The following is an 18,025-nucleotide window of genomic DNA, read 5'->3' as shown; positions in this document are numbered from 1 at the left end:
TAAAATTTATTAGCAAATCTTTTACCCAAGTCAAAACGTTATGTTTCAAAAAATATTATTTTTACTACACTCTATTAAAATCAGAATTAAGCCGTATTTTTAAAAATTACATAAAAGAATTTTTGATCTTAGCCGCCATTAAACTATCATTTGTCCAGAGGTTCATGATATGAAATCAAAACACACAGACCACTCGCAGACAGCTTCTTCAAAATTAAATAAATTTGATTTGGTTTGGGCATTAAATTTATTCGGTACTGCCGTAGGTGCCGGTGTGCTGTTCCTCCCCATTAACGCAGGGATGAACGGATTCTGGCCTCTTGTTGTTATGGCTGTTATTGTCGGCCCGATGACTTATTTTGCACACCGCGGTTTGGCGCGCTTCGTACTTTCTTCTGCCAAACCGGGTAGCGATATTACCGAAGTAGTGGAAGAGCATTTCGGTAAAACCGCCGGAAAATTGATTACCTTGCTCTATTTCTTTGCCATTTTCCCCATCCTGCTGATTTACGGTAACGGGATTACCAATACCGTTGATTCTTTTATCGTCAACCAGCTCGGCGCGGCTTCTCCTCCACGGGCCTTGTTGTCGTTCATTTTGATTGCTTCGTTAATCGGCGTATTGCTATTGGGTGAACGTATTGTATTGAAAGTAACCGAATGGTTAGTGTATCCGCTAGTATTTATTCTGTTTATCTTATCGGTATACCTGATTCCCGAATGGAACACCTCTTCGCTTACCAACATTCCGAGCGCAGGCGCGTTTTTAACTACCTTGTGGATTACCATCCCCGTGTTGGTTTTCTCTTTCAACCATTCACCGGCCATCTCTTCTTTCGTTTTATCCCAACAACGCGAATACCAAGATGCCGAATTAACAGACCGACACGCCAGCCGCACTCTGCGCAGCACTGCCACCGTGTTATTGGTTTTCGTGATGCTGTTCGTATTCAGTTGCGTATTGACTTTAACCCCGTCCGAACTGGCCTTGGCAAAAGAACAAAATATTTCCATCTTGTCGTTTCTTGCCAATAAATTCGATAACCCCTATATCTCGTATTTAGGTCCGTTTGTTGCGTTTTTAGCCATTACCAGTTCCTTCTTCGGCCATTACATGGGTGCACGCGAAGGTCTGGAAGGCTTGTTTATCAAACTCAAACGTGATGCGGGCTCCAATGCAACCATCAGCCATAAAAAACTAAACCTCTACTCTGCACTGTTTTTCTTGATTACCTTATGGGCTGTTGCCATCATCAACCCGAGCATCTTGGGCTTGATTGAATCACTGGGTGGCCCCATTATTGCTATGATCCTGTTTATTATGCCGATGTACGCCATCAGAAAAGTACCGGCCATGAAACGGTTTCAAGGTAAATTCAGCAATGTGTTTGTAGTAATAATGGGGTTGGTTGCAATCTCCAATATTATCTACAACTTAATTGCCTAATAATCTGAATTCTTACTCAGGCCGTCTGAAAACCGTCTTCTCGAATGTTTGCCTGCAAACAAACCAAGGCGGCTTTTCAGACGGCCTCTCAGACAAATACAAGCACGGCTTTAGAAAAGCCGGCGGTTCATCAAAAAAGATAAGTGAGCAGTAACCATGATCAGCGTATTCGATATTTTCAAAGTGGGTGTCGGGCCTTCCAGCTCGCACACAGTCGGCCCGATGAAGGCAGGTAAACAATTCATCGACGACTTATGCACCCAAGGCAAACTGAAACAGGTGGAACACATCCGTGTCGACGTATACGGTTCGTTATCCATGACCGGCTTAGGTCATGGAACGGATACCGCCATCATCACGGGTTTGGCCGGTTACTTGCCGCATAACGTCGATATTGATTTGATTCCGGCTTTTGTCGAAAACGTCAAAGCAAGCGGCAAACTGGCCGTGGCGTTGAACGAACACGAAGTACGCTTCCAATATGCCGAAGATATGTTGTTCCACAACGATTTTCTGCCTTTGCATGAAAACGGAATGACCATCACGGCCTTCGATGGCAACGAAAAAGAAGTTTACCGACAAACTTATTATTCTATCGGCGGCGGCTTTATCGTTGACGAAGCGCATTTCGGCGTTGAAGAAAAACAAGCCGTCGAAGTCCCCTTCCCTTATAAAAACGCCAAAGACATTATCAAACACTGCAGCGACAACGGTTTGTCCATCTCCAATCTGATGTACCAAAACGAAGTGGCGCTGCACGGAAAAGAAGCGGTTGAAGAATACCTACAATATATCTGGCAAACCATGTCCGACTGTATGAAGCGCGGCTTGGCCACCGAAGGCGTGCTGCCCGGCCCGTTAAAAGTCGTCCGCCGCGCCGCAGGGCTTTACCGCTGGCTTTCCGCCAATAAAAACCTCAGCAACGACCCCATGCAGATTATCGACTGGGTAAATATGTATGCACTGGCGGTAAATGAAGAAAATGCTGCCGGCGGCCGCGTGGTAACAGCCCCGACCAACGGTGCGTGCGGTATCGTGCCTGCCGTTTTGATGTATTACGACAAATTCGTAGAACCGCTCACTCCCGAAATCATCGACCGTTATTTGCTGACTTCCGGTATCATCGGTTCGCTCTATAAAATGAATGCTTCCATTTCGGGAGCCGAAGTGGGTTGCCAAGGCGAAGTCGGCGTGGCTTGCTCAATGGCAGCGGCAGGATTGGCAGAAATCTTAGGTGGCACGCCCGAACGTGTTTGCAGTGCGGCGGAAATCGCCATGGAACACAACCTCGGCCTCACTTGCGATCCGGTGGGCGGCCAAGTGCAGGTTCCCTGCATCGAGCGTAACGCCATCGGTTCGGTAAAAGCCATCAACGCCGCACGCATGGCTCTGCGCCGCGCCAGCACGCCGCGTGTCGACTTAGATAAAGTGATCGATACCATGTATGAAACCGGTAAAGACATGAATGCCAAATACCGTGAAACCTCGCAAGGCGGCTTGGCAATTAAGATTGTCTGCAATTAACATTGCCACTTGTTTTTAATCAACAAAACCGTTGCGGCTTAGCCTTCGACGGTTTTTCGTTAGAACCGCACTTTCAGACGGCCGTCTTAAATTAAAAAGCCTTTTGATTGTTATATACTTAAAAAATACCGAGATACGTATGTCCAAACTGTTTCAAATCCTATTTATCGGCACCACCCTTATTTCCGTTACCCCGCTTTATGCTGCGGCAGCACAGTCTGCCGCCGGGCAAACCGCTCAAAAATCCCAAAGCATTTGGATCGATGTCCGCACGTTGGAAGAATTCAATACAGGCCATCTGAAAGGTGCAGTTAATATTCCCCACGACCAAATCGCCGAAAAAATCCGTTCGATCAGCACCGACAAAACCCAACAAGTGAATCTTTACTGCCATAGCGGCCGACGTGCCGAATCCGCCTTGCAAGCCTTGAAAAAACTCGGTTATACCAATGTGGTCAACCACGGAAGTTATCAGGATTTACGGAAGCGATTCCTGCATTAACAGAATAGGCCGTCTGAAAACGGTTCGGTTCAGCGTGCTTGCTTACAACCGGCAAGCCGGATAATGGTTTAAAGAAAATGAGAAAAACCGGTATAACCGCAATGTGCCCTTATACAAAACAGGCCGTCTGAAATTTTTCAGACGGCCTTATCTCAATCAGTAAAAACGATTAAGCGGGATCAAAAGCTGCTTTGAAAATACCGATGATCTGCTCTTTATTCGCTTGAATCGGGTTGGTTAAACCGCATACGTCTTTCAGCGCATTATCTGCCAACACGCCGAAATCTTCTTCTTTCACGCCCAATTCTTTCAGAGATTTCGGAATGCCGACAATGCGCGCCAATTTGGTAATGGCATCGATCACTTCCAAACCAGCCAAATCAGGGTTGTTTTTGCTCAAAATTGCACCGATCTCATCCAAGCGCCCTTTTGCAACCTGTTGGTTGAAACGCTCGACATGCGGCAGCAACAAAGCATTGCAGACACCGTGCGGCAGATCATAGAAGCCGCCCAATTGATGGGCCATTGCATGCACATAACCCAAAGAAGCGTTATTGAATGCCATACCTGCCAAGAATTGTGCATAAGCCATTTTTTCACGGGCCTCTTTATTTTTCGGTTCGTGAACGGCAGTCGGCAGGTAACGCGCAATCAGCTCAATAGCTTTAACGGCACAAGTATCGGTAATCGGATCGGCAGCAGTTGAAACATAAGCCTCAACCGCGTGCGTTAACGCATCCATACCGGTGGCTGCCGTTAGAGGCGCAGGCATATTTTCCATCAACAAAGGATCGTTCACCGAAAGAATCGGCGTAACGTTTTTATCGACAATTGCCATTTTCACATGACGGGTTTCATCGGTAATAATGGTAAAGCGGGTCATTTCAGATGCCGTGCCTGCGGTGGTGTTGATGGCAATCAGCGGTAATTGAGGTTTTTTCGACTTGTTTACCCCTTCATAATCTTCGATTTTTCCGCCGTTGGTTGCCACAACGGCAATACCTTTGGCGCAATCGTGCGACGAACCGCCGCCCAATGAAACGATAAAATCCGCACCCGAAGATTTCAGCTCCGCCAAGCCCGCATTGACATTGCCGACGGTAGGATTGGGCTGAACCTGATCAAACACGGCATAATCGATGCCTTTTTCTTTCAACTGCTTACCGACTTGCTCTGCCACACCGAGCTTGCTCAAACCGGCATCGGTAACAATCAGCGCTTTCTTAAAACCGAATGCGACGATAGCATCCATCGCCTCTTTCAAGGCATCCACCCCTAAAATGTTTTGTACGGGCATAAAGAATTGAGTTGCCATGGTTGTGTTCCTCCTTTTTATAATAATTTATTAATAGATTAATAAGTTGATTTTACATTTTAACCGCCCTGCACACATTGATTGGAATCAAATTGCTGCAAACCGGCCTGATCTGCAAGTTGCCACTCCGCTAACAGTAGCTGCCTACCGCAACCCAAAACCAACATAAAAAAATTCTTTATTCCGCACACCACCTTTAAAAACGACGCTTTAAATGACATGACTGCATAATACTCACCGCCAGCTCTTCCACGGATTTATCGGTCGTGTTGGTAAAGGGAATGCCATGCTGCCGGAACATGGCTTGTGCATCAGATACTTCGCGACGGCAAGTATTCAAATTTGAATAATTAGAGTCGGGGCGGCGCTCTTGGCGGATAGCTTGCAAACGCTCCGGCAAAATCGTTAAACCGAACAATTTGTTTTTATAAGGCCGCACCATACGCGGTAGTTCAGTACTTTCCAAATCGTCGGGAGTCAGCGGATAGTTGGCGGCACGAATACCGTATTGAAGGGCCAAATACAGGCAGGTCGGCGTTTTGCCGGAACGCGATACGCCCATCAGGATAACGTCGGCATCTTTCAAATCTTTACCGCTGACACCATCATCATGATTCAACGAAAAATTCACCGCTTCCATACGCGCATCATAGCGTTCGGTATCACCGATACCGTGCGTACGCCCTACCGAATGGCGGGCTCTCAACCCAAGTTCACGCTCAATCGTACCTAAAAAAGCATCGAAAAAACTCAAATGCAACCCGTCGCAATTTTTAATAATCTGACGGATCTCCTGATTAATGATACTGGTAAAAACCAACGGGCGCAGACCGCTTTCCTGAGCTGCCGCATTAATAATCTGTACCATAGCACGCGCTTTTTCGGCAGTATCAACAAAAGGATAAGTAGCCCGTTTGAAATTCACTCCTTCAAATTGATCCAGCAGGGCTTCACCCATGCTTTCAGAAGTTAAACCGGTGCGGTCTGAAATAAAAAATGCGGTACGGCGTGCCATATTAAAGTCTCTCAAAATAACCAATTGTAGGATGCCGTCTGAAACATTCAGAAGGCCTTAAATTTAAAGGCGTATCATACCAACTGCCTAACAGCAAATAAAGCCTCCGCACGTCAAACTACAACAAGCTACAAGCAAATTAATTAAATAAAAAAATACACATTTTTATTATGTATTTTTTACATTATTGGAATATAATTGCTTAAATTTCATCCTGCATAATCTACCTGAAGATTATTGATGTATTTCAAAACCCATATTTAACAAGGGATAGCAAAAAGTCGGGAATTTTTCATCGCCGGTTTCATCTGATTACAGGTTCATCTTACCGCAATTTTTCAGACGGCCTCAGAAACCGACACTTATTAAAAATACATGACACTACCCGTTTGAGTGGTTAGAATACCCGCGAAAATTTGTTTCTTTTTTTAACCTGTTTACACTGGACTAATAAACATGGCTGCAAATTACGTTATTTGGTTTGAAAACCTGCGCATGACCGATGTCGAAAGCGTAGGCGGTAAAAACGCCTCATTGGGCGAGATGATCAGTCAGCTTACCGAAAAAGGTGTCCGCGTACCCGGCGGTTTTGCCACAACTGCCGATGCCTATCGTGCCTTTTTGGCACACAACGGCCTGAGCGAACGTATTTCCGCAGCCCTTGCTGCTCTGGATGTGGAAGACGTTACCGAATTGGCGCGTGTAGGTAAAGAAATCCGCCAATGGATTTTGGATACCCCGTTCCCTGAGCAGCTTGATGCCGAAATCAAAGCCGCATGGGAGAAAATGGTTGCCGATGCAGGCACCGAAAACATTTCCGTAGCAGTACGCTCATCAGCCACCGCAGAAGACCTGCCTGACGCATCTTTTGCCGGTCAGCAAGAAACTTTCCTGAATATCAACGGCTTGGAAAACGTAAAAGAAGCTATGCACCATGTATTCGCTTCTTTATACAACGACCGTGCCATTTCTTACCGCGTACATAAAGGCTTTGCCCACGATGTGGTCGCTTTATCTGCTGGCGTTCAGCGCATGGTTCGTTCCGACAGCGGTGCGGCGGGCGTGATGTTCTCAATCGATACCGAATCTGGCTTTGAAGACGTTGTATTCGTTACTTCTTCTTACGGTTTAGGCGAAACTGTGGTTCAAGGTGCGGTAAACCCCGATGAATTTTACGTGCACAAACCGACATTGAAAGCAGGCAAACCCGCCATCCTGCGTAAAACCATGGGCTCGAAACTCATCAAAATGACCTTTACCGAGCAAGCCCAAGCAGGTAAATCGGTGCAGGTGGTAGATGTAGCTGATGCCGACCGTAAAAAATTCTCGATTTCCGACGAAGAAATCACTGAATTGGCGCAATACGCTTTAATTATCGAACAACACTACGGCCGCCCGATGGATATCGAATGGGGCCGCGACGGTGTGGACGGCAAGCTCTACATTCTGCAAGCCCGTCCTGAAACCGTGAAATCGCAAGAAAAGGAAAAAGGCGGACGTAGCCTGCGCCGCTACAATATTGCCGGCAAATCCACCGTATTGTGCGAAGGCCGTGCCATCGGTCAAAAAGTAGGCCAAGGCAAAGTGCGTTTGGTTAAAGACGCTTCGCAGATGGATTCCGTAGAGGCCGGCGATGTATTGGTAACCGATATGACCGACCCGGATTGGGAACCGGTAATGAAACGTGCATCCGCCATCGTAACCAACCGCGGCGGACGTACTTGCCACGCAGCCATTATTGCCCGCGAACTGGGCATTCCTGCCGTAGTAGGCTGCGGCGATGCCACCGGCGTACTTTCAGACGGCCAAGAAGTTACCGTTTCTTGTGCGGAAGGCGACACAGGCTTGATTTACAATGGTTTGTTGAATGTGGAAGTTACTGATGTCGCTTTGGACAACATGCCCAAGTCGCCGGTAAAAATCATGATGAACGTCGGCAATCCCGAGCTAGCCTTCAGCTTTTCCGGTCTGCCGAACGAAGGTATCGGCTTGGCGCGTATGGAATTCATCATTAACCGTCAAATCGGCATTCATCCCCAAGCCCTGCTTGAATTCGACACGCTGAATCCCGAACTGAAAGCGGAAATCAGCGACCGCATCGCGGGCTACGCTTCTCCGGTATCGTTCTATGTTGACAAAATCGCCGAAGGCGTGGCCACGCTTGCCGCTTCGGTTTACCCGCGCAAAGTCATTGTGCGTATGTCCGATTTCAAATCCAACGAATATGCCAACCTAATCGGCGGTAATTTGTACGAGCCCCATGAAGAAAACCCGATGCTGGGCTTTCGCGGTGCGGCCCGCTATGTTTCAGATGATTTCAAAGAGTGCTTTGCTTTGGAATGCCAAGCCTTGAAACGCGTTCGCGACGAAATGGGCTTGACCAACGTAGAAATCATGATTCCTTTCGTGCGCACGCTCAACGAAGCCGAAGCGGTTATTAAAGCTCTGAAAGAAAACGGTTTGGAGCGCGGAAAAAACGGTTTGCGCCTGATTATGATGTGCGAAGTGCCGAGCAACGCCCTCTTGGCCGAGCAGTTCCTGCAATACTTCGACGGCTTCTCAATCGGCTCGAACGATATGACCCAACTTACTCTGGGTGTAGACCGCGACAGCGGCGGCCCGATTGCCAGCACGTTCGACGAACGCAACCCTGCCGTGAAAGTGATGCTACATCTGGCGATTTCCGCCTGCCGCAAACACAACAAATATATCGGCATCTGCGGGCAAGGCCCTTCCGACCATCCCGACTTTGCCAAATGGCTGGTAGAAGAAGGCATCGAGTCCGTATCGCTTAACCCTGATACCGTAATTGAAACATGGCTGTATCTGGCTAAAGAGTTAAACAAATAAAAGCAGGCCGTCTGAAAATAGAAAAAACCGCTGTTACTTAATACAGCGGTTTTTTCTATTTTCAGACGGCCTGTCAACAAAATATTATGGTTAGGTTGGGCTCATTTTTTTAAACTACGCCCAATCATTTGCTTTTTTAACTTCTTTCCATGCATCCAATATCAACTCGCCATTGTTATCTTTTAATAATGCGGCATCCGAAAGCATACGCCGCCATGTACGCGCCCCTTTCAGTCCGTGCATCAATCCCAAATAGTGGCGAACCATATGCCGTAAAATCGTACCCTGCCCTGCCTGAATCTGCTGCTTGCTGTAATGAAACAAACGCTCCACCAAATCAGCGTATTCAATGGGATTTTCCATACCGTCATAAAACAGCCTGTCCCACTCCCGCATTACCATCGGATTATGATACGCCTCCCGACCCACCATTACGCCATCCACATGCTCCAAATGCTCTGCGATTTCATCGTTACGGGTAATACCGCCGTTAATGATGATTTCCAATTCGGGAAAATCCCGTTTTAGTTGATAAACATAATCGTATTTCAACGGCGGCACTTCACGATTTTCTTTAGGCGAAAGCCCGTCCAGCCAAGCATTCCGAGCATGGACGATAAAAGTTTTACAAGAAGTTTTTGCCGCCAACGTACCGACAAAGTCTTGCACGACGCTATATTCGGTTTGACGGTCTACTCCGATACGGTGCTTAACAGTTACGTCGATTTGTACCCTATCCTGCATGGCTTTCAAACAATCGGCAACCAGCCCGACCTCATTCATCAAACACGCTCCGAACGCACCTTTCTGCACCCGCGGACTGGGGCAACCGCAGTTCAAATTAACTTCGTCGTAACCATACTCTTCCGCAGCTTTAGCCGCGCGGGCCAAATCGGAAGGTTCGCTGCCTCCCAACTGCAACGCTACCGGATTTTCACATTCGTTACGCATCAGAAAACGGTCTTTATCTCCGTAAATAATGGCTCCTGCATTAATCATTTCACTGTAAAGCCAAGTATAACGGCTGATCTGGCGTGCCATGTAGCGATAGTGCCTGTCAGACCAATCAAGCATGGGTGCCGTGGAAAGCCGGCGCGGAGGCAGGATTTTATTATTCATAAATCAAAGCATTGCCATATCAAATATTGAAGGGCGGTATTATAAAGCCTTTTGATATGCAGATGAAAAACACTCCCCTCAAAAAACGCCCATAGCACCGCGCTATACACAGGTTGTACCAAAATAATCAAGCCGTGCCGTTTGAAAAATTTCGCTCAAGTTTTCTAAATATGTTTTATTTTTTACATTTTATAAAATAAGTTCCTTTTAAAAAGTAAACATTCGTAAAGCCCTTGTTTTCTGAACCTACTTCAAAATATGCGATTACCGGGCGACCTGCTTGGTTTTACACCCTTCCGATTCCATCCGTTTTTGCCCTATATGCATTTTCAGACGGCCTTTTGCATATTTTTGACATGACTCAAGTTGCCCGTTATTTTACAGTCGATGAGATATTCGTCTTTTTATAAATATGCTAATCTTGCGCAGGTCAAGCATGCTACAAATTATTACATAATGTTTGCACGGCAAAACGTAGCATGATGATTCATTCACTCTCAACAACTTCCTAAGGACTTTGTCATGAAACAACTCAAAACGTTTCTGATCTGGGGCATTGTAGTATTGGTCGGTTTAGCCTCCTTTACTACACTCGCTATCCATAGGGGTGAGCAGGTTAGTGCCGTATGGATGGTAATTGCTGCCATTTCCGTTTATTGCATCGCCTATCGCTTTTACAGCCTGTATATCGCCAAACAGGTAATGGCGCTTGATTCTAACCGCCTAACCCCTGCCGAGCGCCACAATGACGGATTGGACTATGTACCCACACACAAAGGTGTATTGTTCGGCCACCACTTTGCAGCCATTGCAGGTGCAGGCCCGTTGGTCGGTCCCGTTTTAGCTGCTCAGATGGGCTACCTGCCGGGCACGCTGTGGATTATCTTCGGTGTGGTTTTCGCCGGTGCGGTACAAGACATGATGGTACTGTTTGTTTCAATGCGTCGGGACGGCAAATCGCTGGGAGACATCGTGAAACAAGAGCTGGGCACCACTGCCGGTGTCATCGCCTCTATCGGTATTTTGATGATTATGGTCATCATTATGGCCGTGTTGGCATTGATTGTGGTTAAAGCACTGGTACACAGCCCGTGGGGTACATTCACCATCGCTGCCACCATGCCGATTGCGCTGTTTATGGGTATCTATACCCGTTACATCCGCCCGGGTAAAATCGGCGAAATTTCCATTGTTGGCTTCATCCTACTGATGTTGGCAATTGTTTACGGCGAAGATGTCGCCCACAGTTCTTACGGCCACTTCTTCGACTTAGACGGTATCCAACTGACTTGGGCGATTATGATTTACGGTTTTGTGGCTGCGGTATTGCCCGTATGGTTGCTGCTGACCCCGCGTGATTATCTTTCCACTTTCCTGAAAATCGGTACCATCATTGCCTTAGCTATCGGTATTATGATTGTAAGCCCTGCCTTGCAAATGCCTGCCGTTACCAAATTTATCGACGGTACCGGCCCCGTATTCTCAGGCAGCTTGTTCCCCTTCCTGTTCATCACCATTGCCTGCGGTGCGGTTTCAGGCTTCCATGCCCTGATTTCTTCAGGTACCACACCGAAAATGGTGGAAAACGAAACCCATGTACGTATGATTGGCTACGGCGGCATGCTAATGGAAAGTTTTGTGGCCATCATGGCCTTGGCAGCGGCAGCATCACTTGACCCCGGCGTTTACTTTGCCATGAACAGCCCCACCGCCCTTATCGGCACCGACGCAGCTCAAGCCGCACAAGTTATCACCAATCAACTGGGCTTCCCTGTTACTGCCGACACTCTATTGCACACAGCCAAAGAAGTAGGTGAAAACACCATTCTGTCGCGTGCCGGTGGCGCACCGACTTTGGCCGTAGGTATGGCACACATCATGAGCCAGCTGATTCCCGGCGAAGCCATGATGGCTTTCTGGTATCACTTCGCCCTCTTGTTTGAAGCACTCTTTATTTTGACTGCAGTTGACGCAGGTACCCGCGTTGCCCGTTTTATGATCCAAGATTTAGGCAGCGTATTCTACAAACCTTTCGGTAACACCGATTCACTTCCGGCTAACCTGTTCGCCACCTTCTTAGCTGTTGCCTTCTGGGGTTATTTCCTCTACACCGGTGTAACAGACCCGCTGGGAGGCATCAACTCCCTGTGGCCTTTATTCGGTATTGCCAACCAAATGCTGGCAGGTGTCGCCCTCATCATGTGCTCTGTCGTACTTGTGAAGATGAAACGCGAACGCTATGTATGGGTACCGTTGATACCTTCGGTATTGGTTCTGTTCGTAACCTGTTATGCCGGTTTGCAAAAATTGTTCCACAGCGATCCGAGAATCAGCTTCTTGGCACATGCTGCAAAATTTAATGATGCGGCTGCACGCGGAGAAATCTTGGCTCCGGCAAAAGATTTGGAGCAAATGGGACGTATTGTATTCAACGACTACGTTAACTCCAGCCTAACCGTACTGTTCCTCTCAATTGTGGTTATCGTTGCCGTATACGGCTTGCGCGTTGCACTGAAAGCCCGTAAAGTTGCATGGCCGACTGCAAAAGAAGTTCCGGCAGTTTACCGTAACGAGGTTCAACAGAATGAGTCATAAAATCCTGCATCGCATCAAACGCGTATGGAAAACGGCACGCTTAACCGCCAATCTGATGGTGGGCGTGCCCGATTATGAAAATTACGTTGCACGCCAACGTAAACATAATCCGAATGCTCCGGTGATGACGAAGTTGCAGTTTCAGGATTACTGTAGCAAACGCCGCAGTGGCAGCAATGGCGGACGCTGCTGTTAGATGCTTATCCTGAAAAAAGCCCTCTGCATTTTTTGCAGAGGGCTTTTTTCAGACGGCCTCAAACGCTTTCGCAATAATCCGCCGGTATTTCGATCAAGCATTTTCAACCCAGCTTTTCCTTTTGATCGCAACAACCGTAATATCCGATTATTTGCGAACTTTGCCAAATTTTCATTAGCAGTATATTTCCGCATTGTGCCACCCCGCTTACTTAGTGATAGATAATTTTTGTATCTGCAATTAAGCTGAATTGCACGTTTTCAGCAATTCGACAGATTTACCAATCGGCTGCCAGCACCACAGCACGGCTGACTTCGCTCACATTTCAAACTAAATTAATTTATAATTCAGAATATTACAAATTTATTAATTTTCTTCCCCAAATAACCATTGACACATTTTCAAACAACGCTATAATGTACGCTTCTTCCCCGATAGCTCAGTCGGTAGAGCGACGGACTGTTAATCCGCAGGTCCCTGGTTCGAGCCCAGGTCGGGGAGCCAAATTCAAAAGCCTGAACAAATTGTTCAGGCTTTTTTCTATAAACTAAAATCAAATATCTCTTCTATCGTCATTACTTCCTGCCGCTGCTTTCAAAATCAGAAAGATTCAACCTCAGGATAAAGTGAATTGCCATCAGCTCCAAAGCAAAGGCTTCCTTTAGCTGAAATACGAAAACTTCGGCATGCTGCATTCCTTTCCAACTTGCCTCCGTTTCATCAGTTATGCAATCTGCAATGTAAATATCTCTAAATTTTGATAACCATTTATGCCGCTATACAATACGTTAATCTCCTACCGGTACCTTAATCCCCCAAGGCCGTCTGAAAACAATCTCCGAATAAAATTGAACTTTTCAGACGGCCTCCCAGCCTATGGATAATATGCTTATGCCCACTCCGTCGCGATGGCTGCCGATGCTGTTGGCGATTGCCATTTTCATGCAAATGCTTGATGCCACGATACTGAATACCGCCCTGCCTAAAATGGCGGTTGATCTGAATGAATCGCCGTTAAACATGCAGTCTGCGATTATTGCTTATGTACTGACATTGGCTTTGCTGATTCCATTGAGCGGCTATTTGGTTGACCGGTTCGGCACGCGCAATGTGTTTGTGGCGGCGATAGGTTTGTTTATGACTGGTTCGCTGCTCTGTGCCGCCGCCCCCAATCTGACCATGTTGGTTATTGCCCGCATTGTGCAAGGATTAGGAGGTTCGATGCTGGCCCCTGTGCCCCGCCTTACTTTGATGAAGGTGTACGACAAATCACAGCTTTTAAATGCGATTAACTATGCAGTTATGCCCGCCCTCATCGGACCGGTAATCGGGCCGCTGGTCGGCGGTTATTTGGTAGAATATGCAAGCTGGCATTGGATTTTCCTGCTCAACCTGCCCATCGGTGCATTGGGTATTTGGATAGCTATGAAAATCATGCCGAACATCAAAGGCGAAAGAGGCCGTTTCGATATGCTCGGCTTTCTGCTGTTTTCCGTGGCAGTCTGCTTTTTGAGTTTGTCGGTAGAATTGGTTACGCATCCCAATGCTTTATTGTTTTCCACTTTAACGGCCATCATCGGCATAGCGGCTTTGTGGCTATACCGCGAGCATGCCAAACGTGATGAAGATCCGCTGTATGCCGCACATTTATTTCAGGTGCGTACGTTCCGGCTCGGCCTTATCGGAAACCTAGCCAGCCGCTTAGGTATCAGCTCCATACCGTTTCTGCTGCCGCTCCTTTTTCAGGTGGCCTTCGGCTTTAGTGCCAGCTTGTCAGGTTGGCTGGTTGCCCTGGTTGCGTTGGCATCGCTGCTGGTCAAGCCGGTAATTAAACCGATCATGGCCCGTTTCGGCTACCGTAACGTATTGGTGGCCAACACCCGCATACTCGGTTTACTGATTATGGCGGTTGCTTTGCCGGTTGCAGAAACACCTTTGTGGCTATGGGTTGTATTGCTGCTGGCGGTGGGGGTGTGCAATTCCATCCAGTTTTCCGCCATGAATACCTTGACCATCGCCGATTTACGCCCTTATCAAACGGGTAGCGGCAACAGCCTAATGGCTGTCAACCAACAGCTTGCCATGAGCTTCGGTATTGCCTTAGGTGCATTGATGCTGCAATGGTGGAGCCAAAGCGGCATCATCGGGCAAAATCTGCATACCGCCTTCCGTTGCACCTTTATCGGCACCGGCATCATCACGCTGTTTTCCAGTCTGATATTTACCCGTTTGCACCACTCGGACGGCAGCAACCTGACAAGCGTCAAAAAAGAGTAAAATACATAACGTTTGCAACCTGTTTCAGAAGCCGTCTGAAACACCTTTTTAAACAGATGAAATTTACATTTACCTGCCTGATGATATCTGCTTTACTTTCCGGCTGCATGAGTTTGCCCACCTTGGAGAACCGTACCGTTACGCAATATCTCGACGTACCGCCTTCTCCGCGCCTGAAATCCGCCTTGAAGCCGACCCGAGGAAAAGATACCGGTATCGAAGCCGGCACTTCCGGCATCTATATTTTGGATGATGCCCACGATGCATTCGTTGCCCGTGCGACATTGATCGAATCGGCCGACCACACGCTCGATATCCAATACTACATTTGGCACAACGATGTTTCGGGCAAGCTGCTGTTCAATATGCTGCACCGCGCGGCCGAGCGCGGCGTGCGTGTGCGTCTGCTGCTCGACGACAACAACACCAACGGTTTGGACAACGTATTAACCGCACTCAACAGCCATCCGAACATCGAAATCCGCCTGTTCAATCCTTTCCTTTCCCGCAAATGGCGTGCGCTCGGCTATCTTACCGATTTTCCCCGCCTCAACCGCCGCATGCACAACAAATCGCTTACCGCCGACAACCATGCCACCATCGTGGGCGGCCGTAATATCGGCGACGAATATTTCAACATCAGCAACGACACCGTATTTGCCGATTTAGACATTCTTGCCACCGGCCATGTAGTTACCGAAGTTTCCGAAGATTTCGACCGCTATTGGGCAAGCAACTCTTCCTACCCGCTCGAACGTATCATCAAGCGTGCCGATGCTTCTGAAGGCTTCCGCGAGCTTGCCCACAGCGACAGCGACAAAAACAACATCCTTGTCGGCTACCACCGCGATCTGGAAAACTCCCGTCTGTTTGAAGCCATTAAAAACAACCAAATCGCATGGAGGCACGCCAAAACTAAATTGATTAGCGACGATCCTTCCAAAGGCCTCAACCGCGACCGCAGCAAACCGCTCATCAGCGAAAAATTGGATGAAGCCTTAGGTTCGCCCGAAAAAGAAATTTATCTGGTGTCGCCCTATTTCGTGCCGACCAAAGCCGGCAGCCGCGCCATTTCCGAGCTCATCAAACAAGGGGTCGGCGTTACCGTGCTGACCAATTCCCTTCAGGCAACCGACGTGGCGGCCGTGCATTCCGGCTACGCCAAATACCGCAAGCCACTACTGAAATCGGGCGTGGAACTTTACGAACTGAAACCCAGCTATGCCGTGCCGAAAAGCAAAGACCGCGGCCTCACCGGTAGCTCGGCCACCAGCCTGCATGCCAAAACTTTCATCATCGACCAACAACGCGTGTTTATCGGTTCGTTCAACCTCGACCCCCGCTCCGCCCGCCTGAACACCGAAATGGGCGTGGTCATCGAAAGCCCCGAATTGGCTCAAAACATGCAGCGTACACTGGTCAACACCACGCCTTCTTACGCCTATAAAGTAACCTTAAACCGACACAACAAACTGCAATGGCAAGACCCGGAAGACCGCCTTATCCACCCCAAAGAGCCGGAAGCGGGCTTCTGGAAACGGATAACGGTAAAAATACTGTCGATATTGCCGATTGAAGGGCTGCTTTAAACAGCGGATAAAAAGAGGCCGTCTGAAAACCAACTCGGGTGTTTTCAGACGGCCTCTTTATCGAATAGCTTATTTCAGCATATTCTTAATTACGCCCATCACGCTGCGTGAAATGGCACGGGTAACTTGCTTGTTGATCTGGTCGCCCACGCTATCGGCCAAATCATACGCCACGCCTTGATTGGCTTTTTTGCGGCTGCCGAACAAACCGCCCAAGAAGCCGCCGACTACGCCGTCTTTCTGCGGCTGTGCGGCGGCTGCTTTCTCCGCTTTGGCCTGCTCTTTCGCCGCTGCTTCGGCCTGCTTCGCTTCAGCTTGCTGCTGCTCCAATTCCGCCAATGCTTCGTAGGCCGAGTAGTTGTCGACCATATCTTTGTAGTGGCGGTAGAGAATATCTTTTTGGAACTTCCCGTCGCGTTCGGCGGCGGCCAGTGGGGTCAGGTTGGATTGCGGCGGCAACACCAATGCACGCTCCACCGGCATCGGCATGCCTTTTTCATCCAAGAACGACACCAGCGCCTCGCCTACGCCGAGTTCGGCAATCGCTTCCACCACGTTTACATTCGGATTGGTGCGGAAAGTTTCGGCGGCGGCTTTCACGGCTTTTTGGTCGCGCGGCGTGAACGCCCGCAAAGCGTGCTGCACGCGGTTGCCGAGCTGCCCCAAAATCGTGTCGGGCAGGTCGAGCGGGTTTTGGGTAACGAAATACACGCCCACGCCTTTCGAGCGAATCAGGCGCACCACTTGTTCGATTTGCTCCACCAGCGCGGCGGGGGCGTTGTCGAACAGCAAATGCGCTTCGTCAAAAAACATCACGAATTTCGGCTTGTCCAAATCGCCCACTTCGGGCAGGGTTTCAAACAATTCGGCCAACATCCACAGCAGAAACGCGCTATACATGCGCGGCGAACGCATCAATTTTTCGGAATTCAGAATATTGATCACGCCTTTGCTGCCTTCGGTCTGCATCCAGTCTTCCAGATTCAACGCAGGTTCCCCGAACAGGTTTGCCGCTCCTTCGTTTTCGAGCGTCAGCAATTGCCGCTGCACCGCGCCGACGCTGGCCGGCGATACGTTGCCGTATTGGCTGCGGTATTCGGCGGCATGGTCTGCAACGTGTTTGAGCATACCACGCAAGTCTTTCAAATCAATCAGATGCCAACCGTTATCGTCGGCCACGCGGAACACCAGATTGAGCAAACCTTCCTGCGTGTCATTCAGGTTCATCAGCCGCGCCAGCAGCATTGGCCCCATCTCGGAAATGGTTACGCGCACGGGCACGCCGGTTTCGCCGAACACATCCCAAAAGCGCACGGGAAAACCTTGCAGCCAGCCGCTGCCCAAACCGAATTCGGCAATGCGCTCGGCCACTTTGCCGCTGTCGCTGCCCGCGTTCACGATGCCCGACAAATCGCCTTTCACATCGGCCAAAAACACGGGAATGCCCGCTTCGCTGAAGGCTTCGGCCATACGGCGCAGGGTAACGGTTTTACCCGTGCCGGTCGCGCCGGCAATCAGGCCATGGCGGTTAGCCATTTTGCCTTGTATTTCCAACGTGTTGCCGTCTGAACGGGCGATGGGGAACGTAGTCATTTC

Annotated in this window: 12 protein-coding genes and 1 tRNA gene; 9 read left to right on the top strand and 4 right to left on the bottom strand. The window is 48.7% G+C overall.

The features are described 5' to 3' along the window. The first annotated feature begins 169 nt into the window (after window positions 1-169). The 3 genes from EL216_RS10040 to EL216_RS10030 all read left to right on the top strand — a co-directional run bounded on the left by EL216_RS10040 (window position 170) and on the right by EL216_RS10030 (window position 3,473). Window positions 170-1,447, top strand: a complete 1,278-nt coding sequence (locus EL216_RS10040; RefSeq protein WP_085390181.1) for an HAAAP family serine/threonine permease — start codon at window positions 170-172, stop codon at window positions 1,445-1,447. 156 nt (window positions 1,448-1,603) lie between these two features. Next, complete coding sequence (locus EL216_RS10035) at window positions 1,604-2,971, top strand: L-serine ammonia-lyase (protein ID WP_085390180.1); 1,368 nt, start codon at window positions 1,604-1,606, stop codon at window positions 2,969-2,971. A gap of 139 nt (window positions 2,972-3,110) precedes the next feature. Next, window positions 3,111-3,473 (top strand): rhodanese-like domain-containing protein, encoded by a 363-nt coding sequence (locus EL216_RS10030; RefSeq protein ID WP_085390179.1) that lies wholly within the window; start codon window positions 3,111-3,113, stop codon window positions 3,471-3,473. Between the two features lie 169 nt (window positions 3,474-3,642). Here EL216_RS10030 and EL216_RS10025 read toward each other — a convergent pair whose 3' ends face one another. Together EL216_RS10025 and ppsR are read right to left on the bottom strand one after the other, a co-directional pair. Further along, on the bottom strand, window positions 3,643-4,788 hold the full coding sequence (locus tag EL216_RS10025; protein ID WP_085390178.1) for an iron-containing alcohol dehydrogenase: 1,146 nt from the start codon (window positions 4,786-4,788) through the stop codon (window positions 3,643-3,645). Window positions 4,789-4,984: 196 nt separating this feature from the next. Further along, a complete protein-coding gene (gene ppsR / locus EL216_RS10020; protein WP_085390177.1) occupies window positions 4,985-5,803 on the bottom strand; it encodes a posphoenolpyruvate synthetase regulatory kinase/phosphorylase PpsR in 819 nt (272 codons plus the stop codon). Window positions 5,804-6,259: 456 nt separating this feature from the next. Here ppsR and ppsA point away from each other — a divergent pair, with 456 nt between their 5' ends. Then, window positions 6,260-8,653, top strand: a complete 2,394-nt coding sequence (gene ppsA, locus EL216_RS10015; protein ID WP_085390176.1) for a phosphoenolpyruvate synthase — start codon at window positions 6,260-6,262, stop codon at window positions 8,651-8,653. A 114-nt stretch (window positions 8,654-8,767) separates the two neighbouring features. Here the strand turns inward: ppsA and dusA are convergent, their stop codons facing one another. Beyond that, a complete protein-coding gene (dusA, locus tag EL216_RS10010) occupies window positions 8,768-9,772 on the bottom strand; it encodes a tRNA dihydrouridine(20/20a) synthase DusA (RefSeq protein WP_085390175.1) in 1,005 nt (334 codons plus the stop codon). A 522-nt stretch (window positions 9,773-10,294) separates the two neighbouring features. Between dusA and EL216_RS10005 the strand changes: the two genes are divergently transcribed. The 5 genes from EL216_RS10005 to EL216_RS09985 all read left to right on the top strand — a co-directional run bounded on the left by EL216_RS10005 (window position 10,295) and on the right by EL216_RS09985 (window position 16,429). After that, on the top strand, window positions 10,295-12,367 hold the full coding sequence (locus tag EL216_RS10005) for a carbon starvation CstA family protein (protein ID WP_085390174.1): 2,073 nt from the start codon (window positions 10,295-10,297) through the stop codon (window positions 12,365-12,367). Further along, on the top strand, window positions 12,357-12,563 hold the full coding sequence (locus EL216_RS10000; RefSeq protein ID WP_085390173.1) for a YbdD/YjiX family protein: 207 nt from the start codon (window positions 12,357-12,359) through the stop codon (window positions 12,561-12,563). The genes EL216_RS10005 and EL216_RS10000 overlap by 11 nt, the downstream gene beginning before the upstream one ends. Before the next feature lie 428 nt (window positions 12,564-12,991). Then, a tRNA-Asn gene (locus EL216_RS09995) sits at window positions 12,992-13,067 on the top strand. Between the two features lie 372 nt (window positions 13,068-13,439). Next, window positions 13,440-14,840 (top strand): DHA2 family efflux MFS transporter permease subunit, encoded by a 1,401-nt coding sequence (locus tag EL216_RS09990; protein WP_085390172.1) that lies wholly within the window; start codon window positions 13,440-13,442, stop codon window positions 14,838-14,840. Between the two features lie 56 nt (window positions 14,841-14,896). Continuing rightward, complete coding sequence (locus EL216_RS09985; RefSeq protein ID WP_085390171.1) at window positions 14,897-16,429, top strand: phospholipase D family protein; 1,533 nt, start codon at window positions 14,897-14,899, stop codon at window positions 16,427-16,429. Between the two features lie 69 nt (window positions 16,430-16,498). On the opposite strand, the gene EL216_RS09980 is transcribed toward EL216_RS09985, so the two are convergent. Beyond that, the gene (locus EL216_RS09980) at window positions 16,499-18,022 is read right to left on the bottom strand and encodes a helicase HerA-like domain-containing protein (RefSeq protein WP_085390170.1); all 1,524 of its coding nucleotides are present in this window, start codon (window positions 18,020-18,022) and stop codon (window positions 16,499-16,501) included. Between the last annotated feature and the right edge of the window lie 3 nt (window positions 18,023-18,025).

Origin of the sequence: Neisseria animaloris, from assembly GCF_900637855.1 — a bacterium.
Classification (GTDB): Bacteria; Pseudomonadota; Gammaproteobacteria; order Burkholderiales; family Neisseriaceae; genus Neisseria; species Neisseria animaloris.
Note: the sequence above shows the minus strand (reverse complement) of the source record. Positions and strands in the feature narration are given on the sequence as shown.

Bases quoted from the DNA above. Each gene is read 5' to 3' on its own strand.
- EL216_RS10025 (WP_085390178.1), bottom strand. From the start codon at position 4,788: ATGGCAACTCAATTCTTTATGCCCGTACAAAACATTTTAGGGGTGGAT.
- EL216_RS09980 (WP_085390170.1), bottom strand. From the start codon at position 18,022: ATGACTACGTTCCCCATCGCCCGTTCAGACGGCAACACGTTGGAAATA.
- ppsR (WP_085390177.1), bottom strand. From the start codon at position 5,803: ATGGCACGCCGTACCGCATTTTTTATTTCAGACCGCACCGGTTTAACT.
- EL216_RS09990 (WP_085390172.1), top strand. From the start codon at position 13,440: ATGGATAATATGCTTATGCCCACTCCGTCGCGATGGCTGCCGATGCTG.
- EL216_RS10000 (WP_085390173.1), top strand. From the start codon at position 12,357: ATGAGTCATAAAATCCTGCATCGCATCAAACGCGTATGGAAAACGGCA.
- EL216_RS10030 (WP_085390179.1), top strand. From the start codon at position 3,111: ATGTCCAAACTGTTTCAAATCCTATTTATCGGCACCACCCTTATTTCC.
- EL216_RS09985 (WP_085390171.1), top strand. From the start codon at position 14,897: ATGAAATTTACATTTACCTGCCTGATGATATCTGCTTTACTTTCCGGC.
- ppsA (WP_085390176.1), top strand. From the start codon at position 6,260: ATGGCTGCAAATTACGTTATTTGGTTTGAAAACCTGCGCATGACCGAT.
- EL216_RS10040 (WP_085390181.1), top strand. From the start codon at position 170: ATGAAATCAAAACACACAGACCACTCGCAGACAGCTTCTTCAAAATTA.
- EL216_RS10005 (WP_085390174.1), top strand. From the start codon at position 10,295: ATGAAACAACTCAAAACGTTTCTGATCTGGGGCATTGTAGTATTGGTC.
- dusA (WP_085390175.1), bottom strand. From the start codon at position 9,772: ATGAATAATAAAATCCTGCCTCCGCGCCGGCTTTCCACGGCACCCATG.
- EL216_RS10035 (WP_085390180.1), top strand. From the start codon at position 1,604: ATGATCAGCGTATTCGATATTTTCAAAGTGGGTGTCGGGCCTTCCAGC.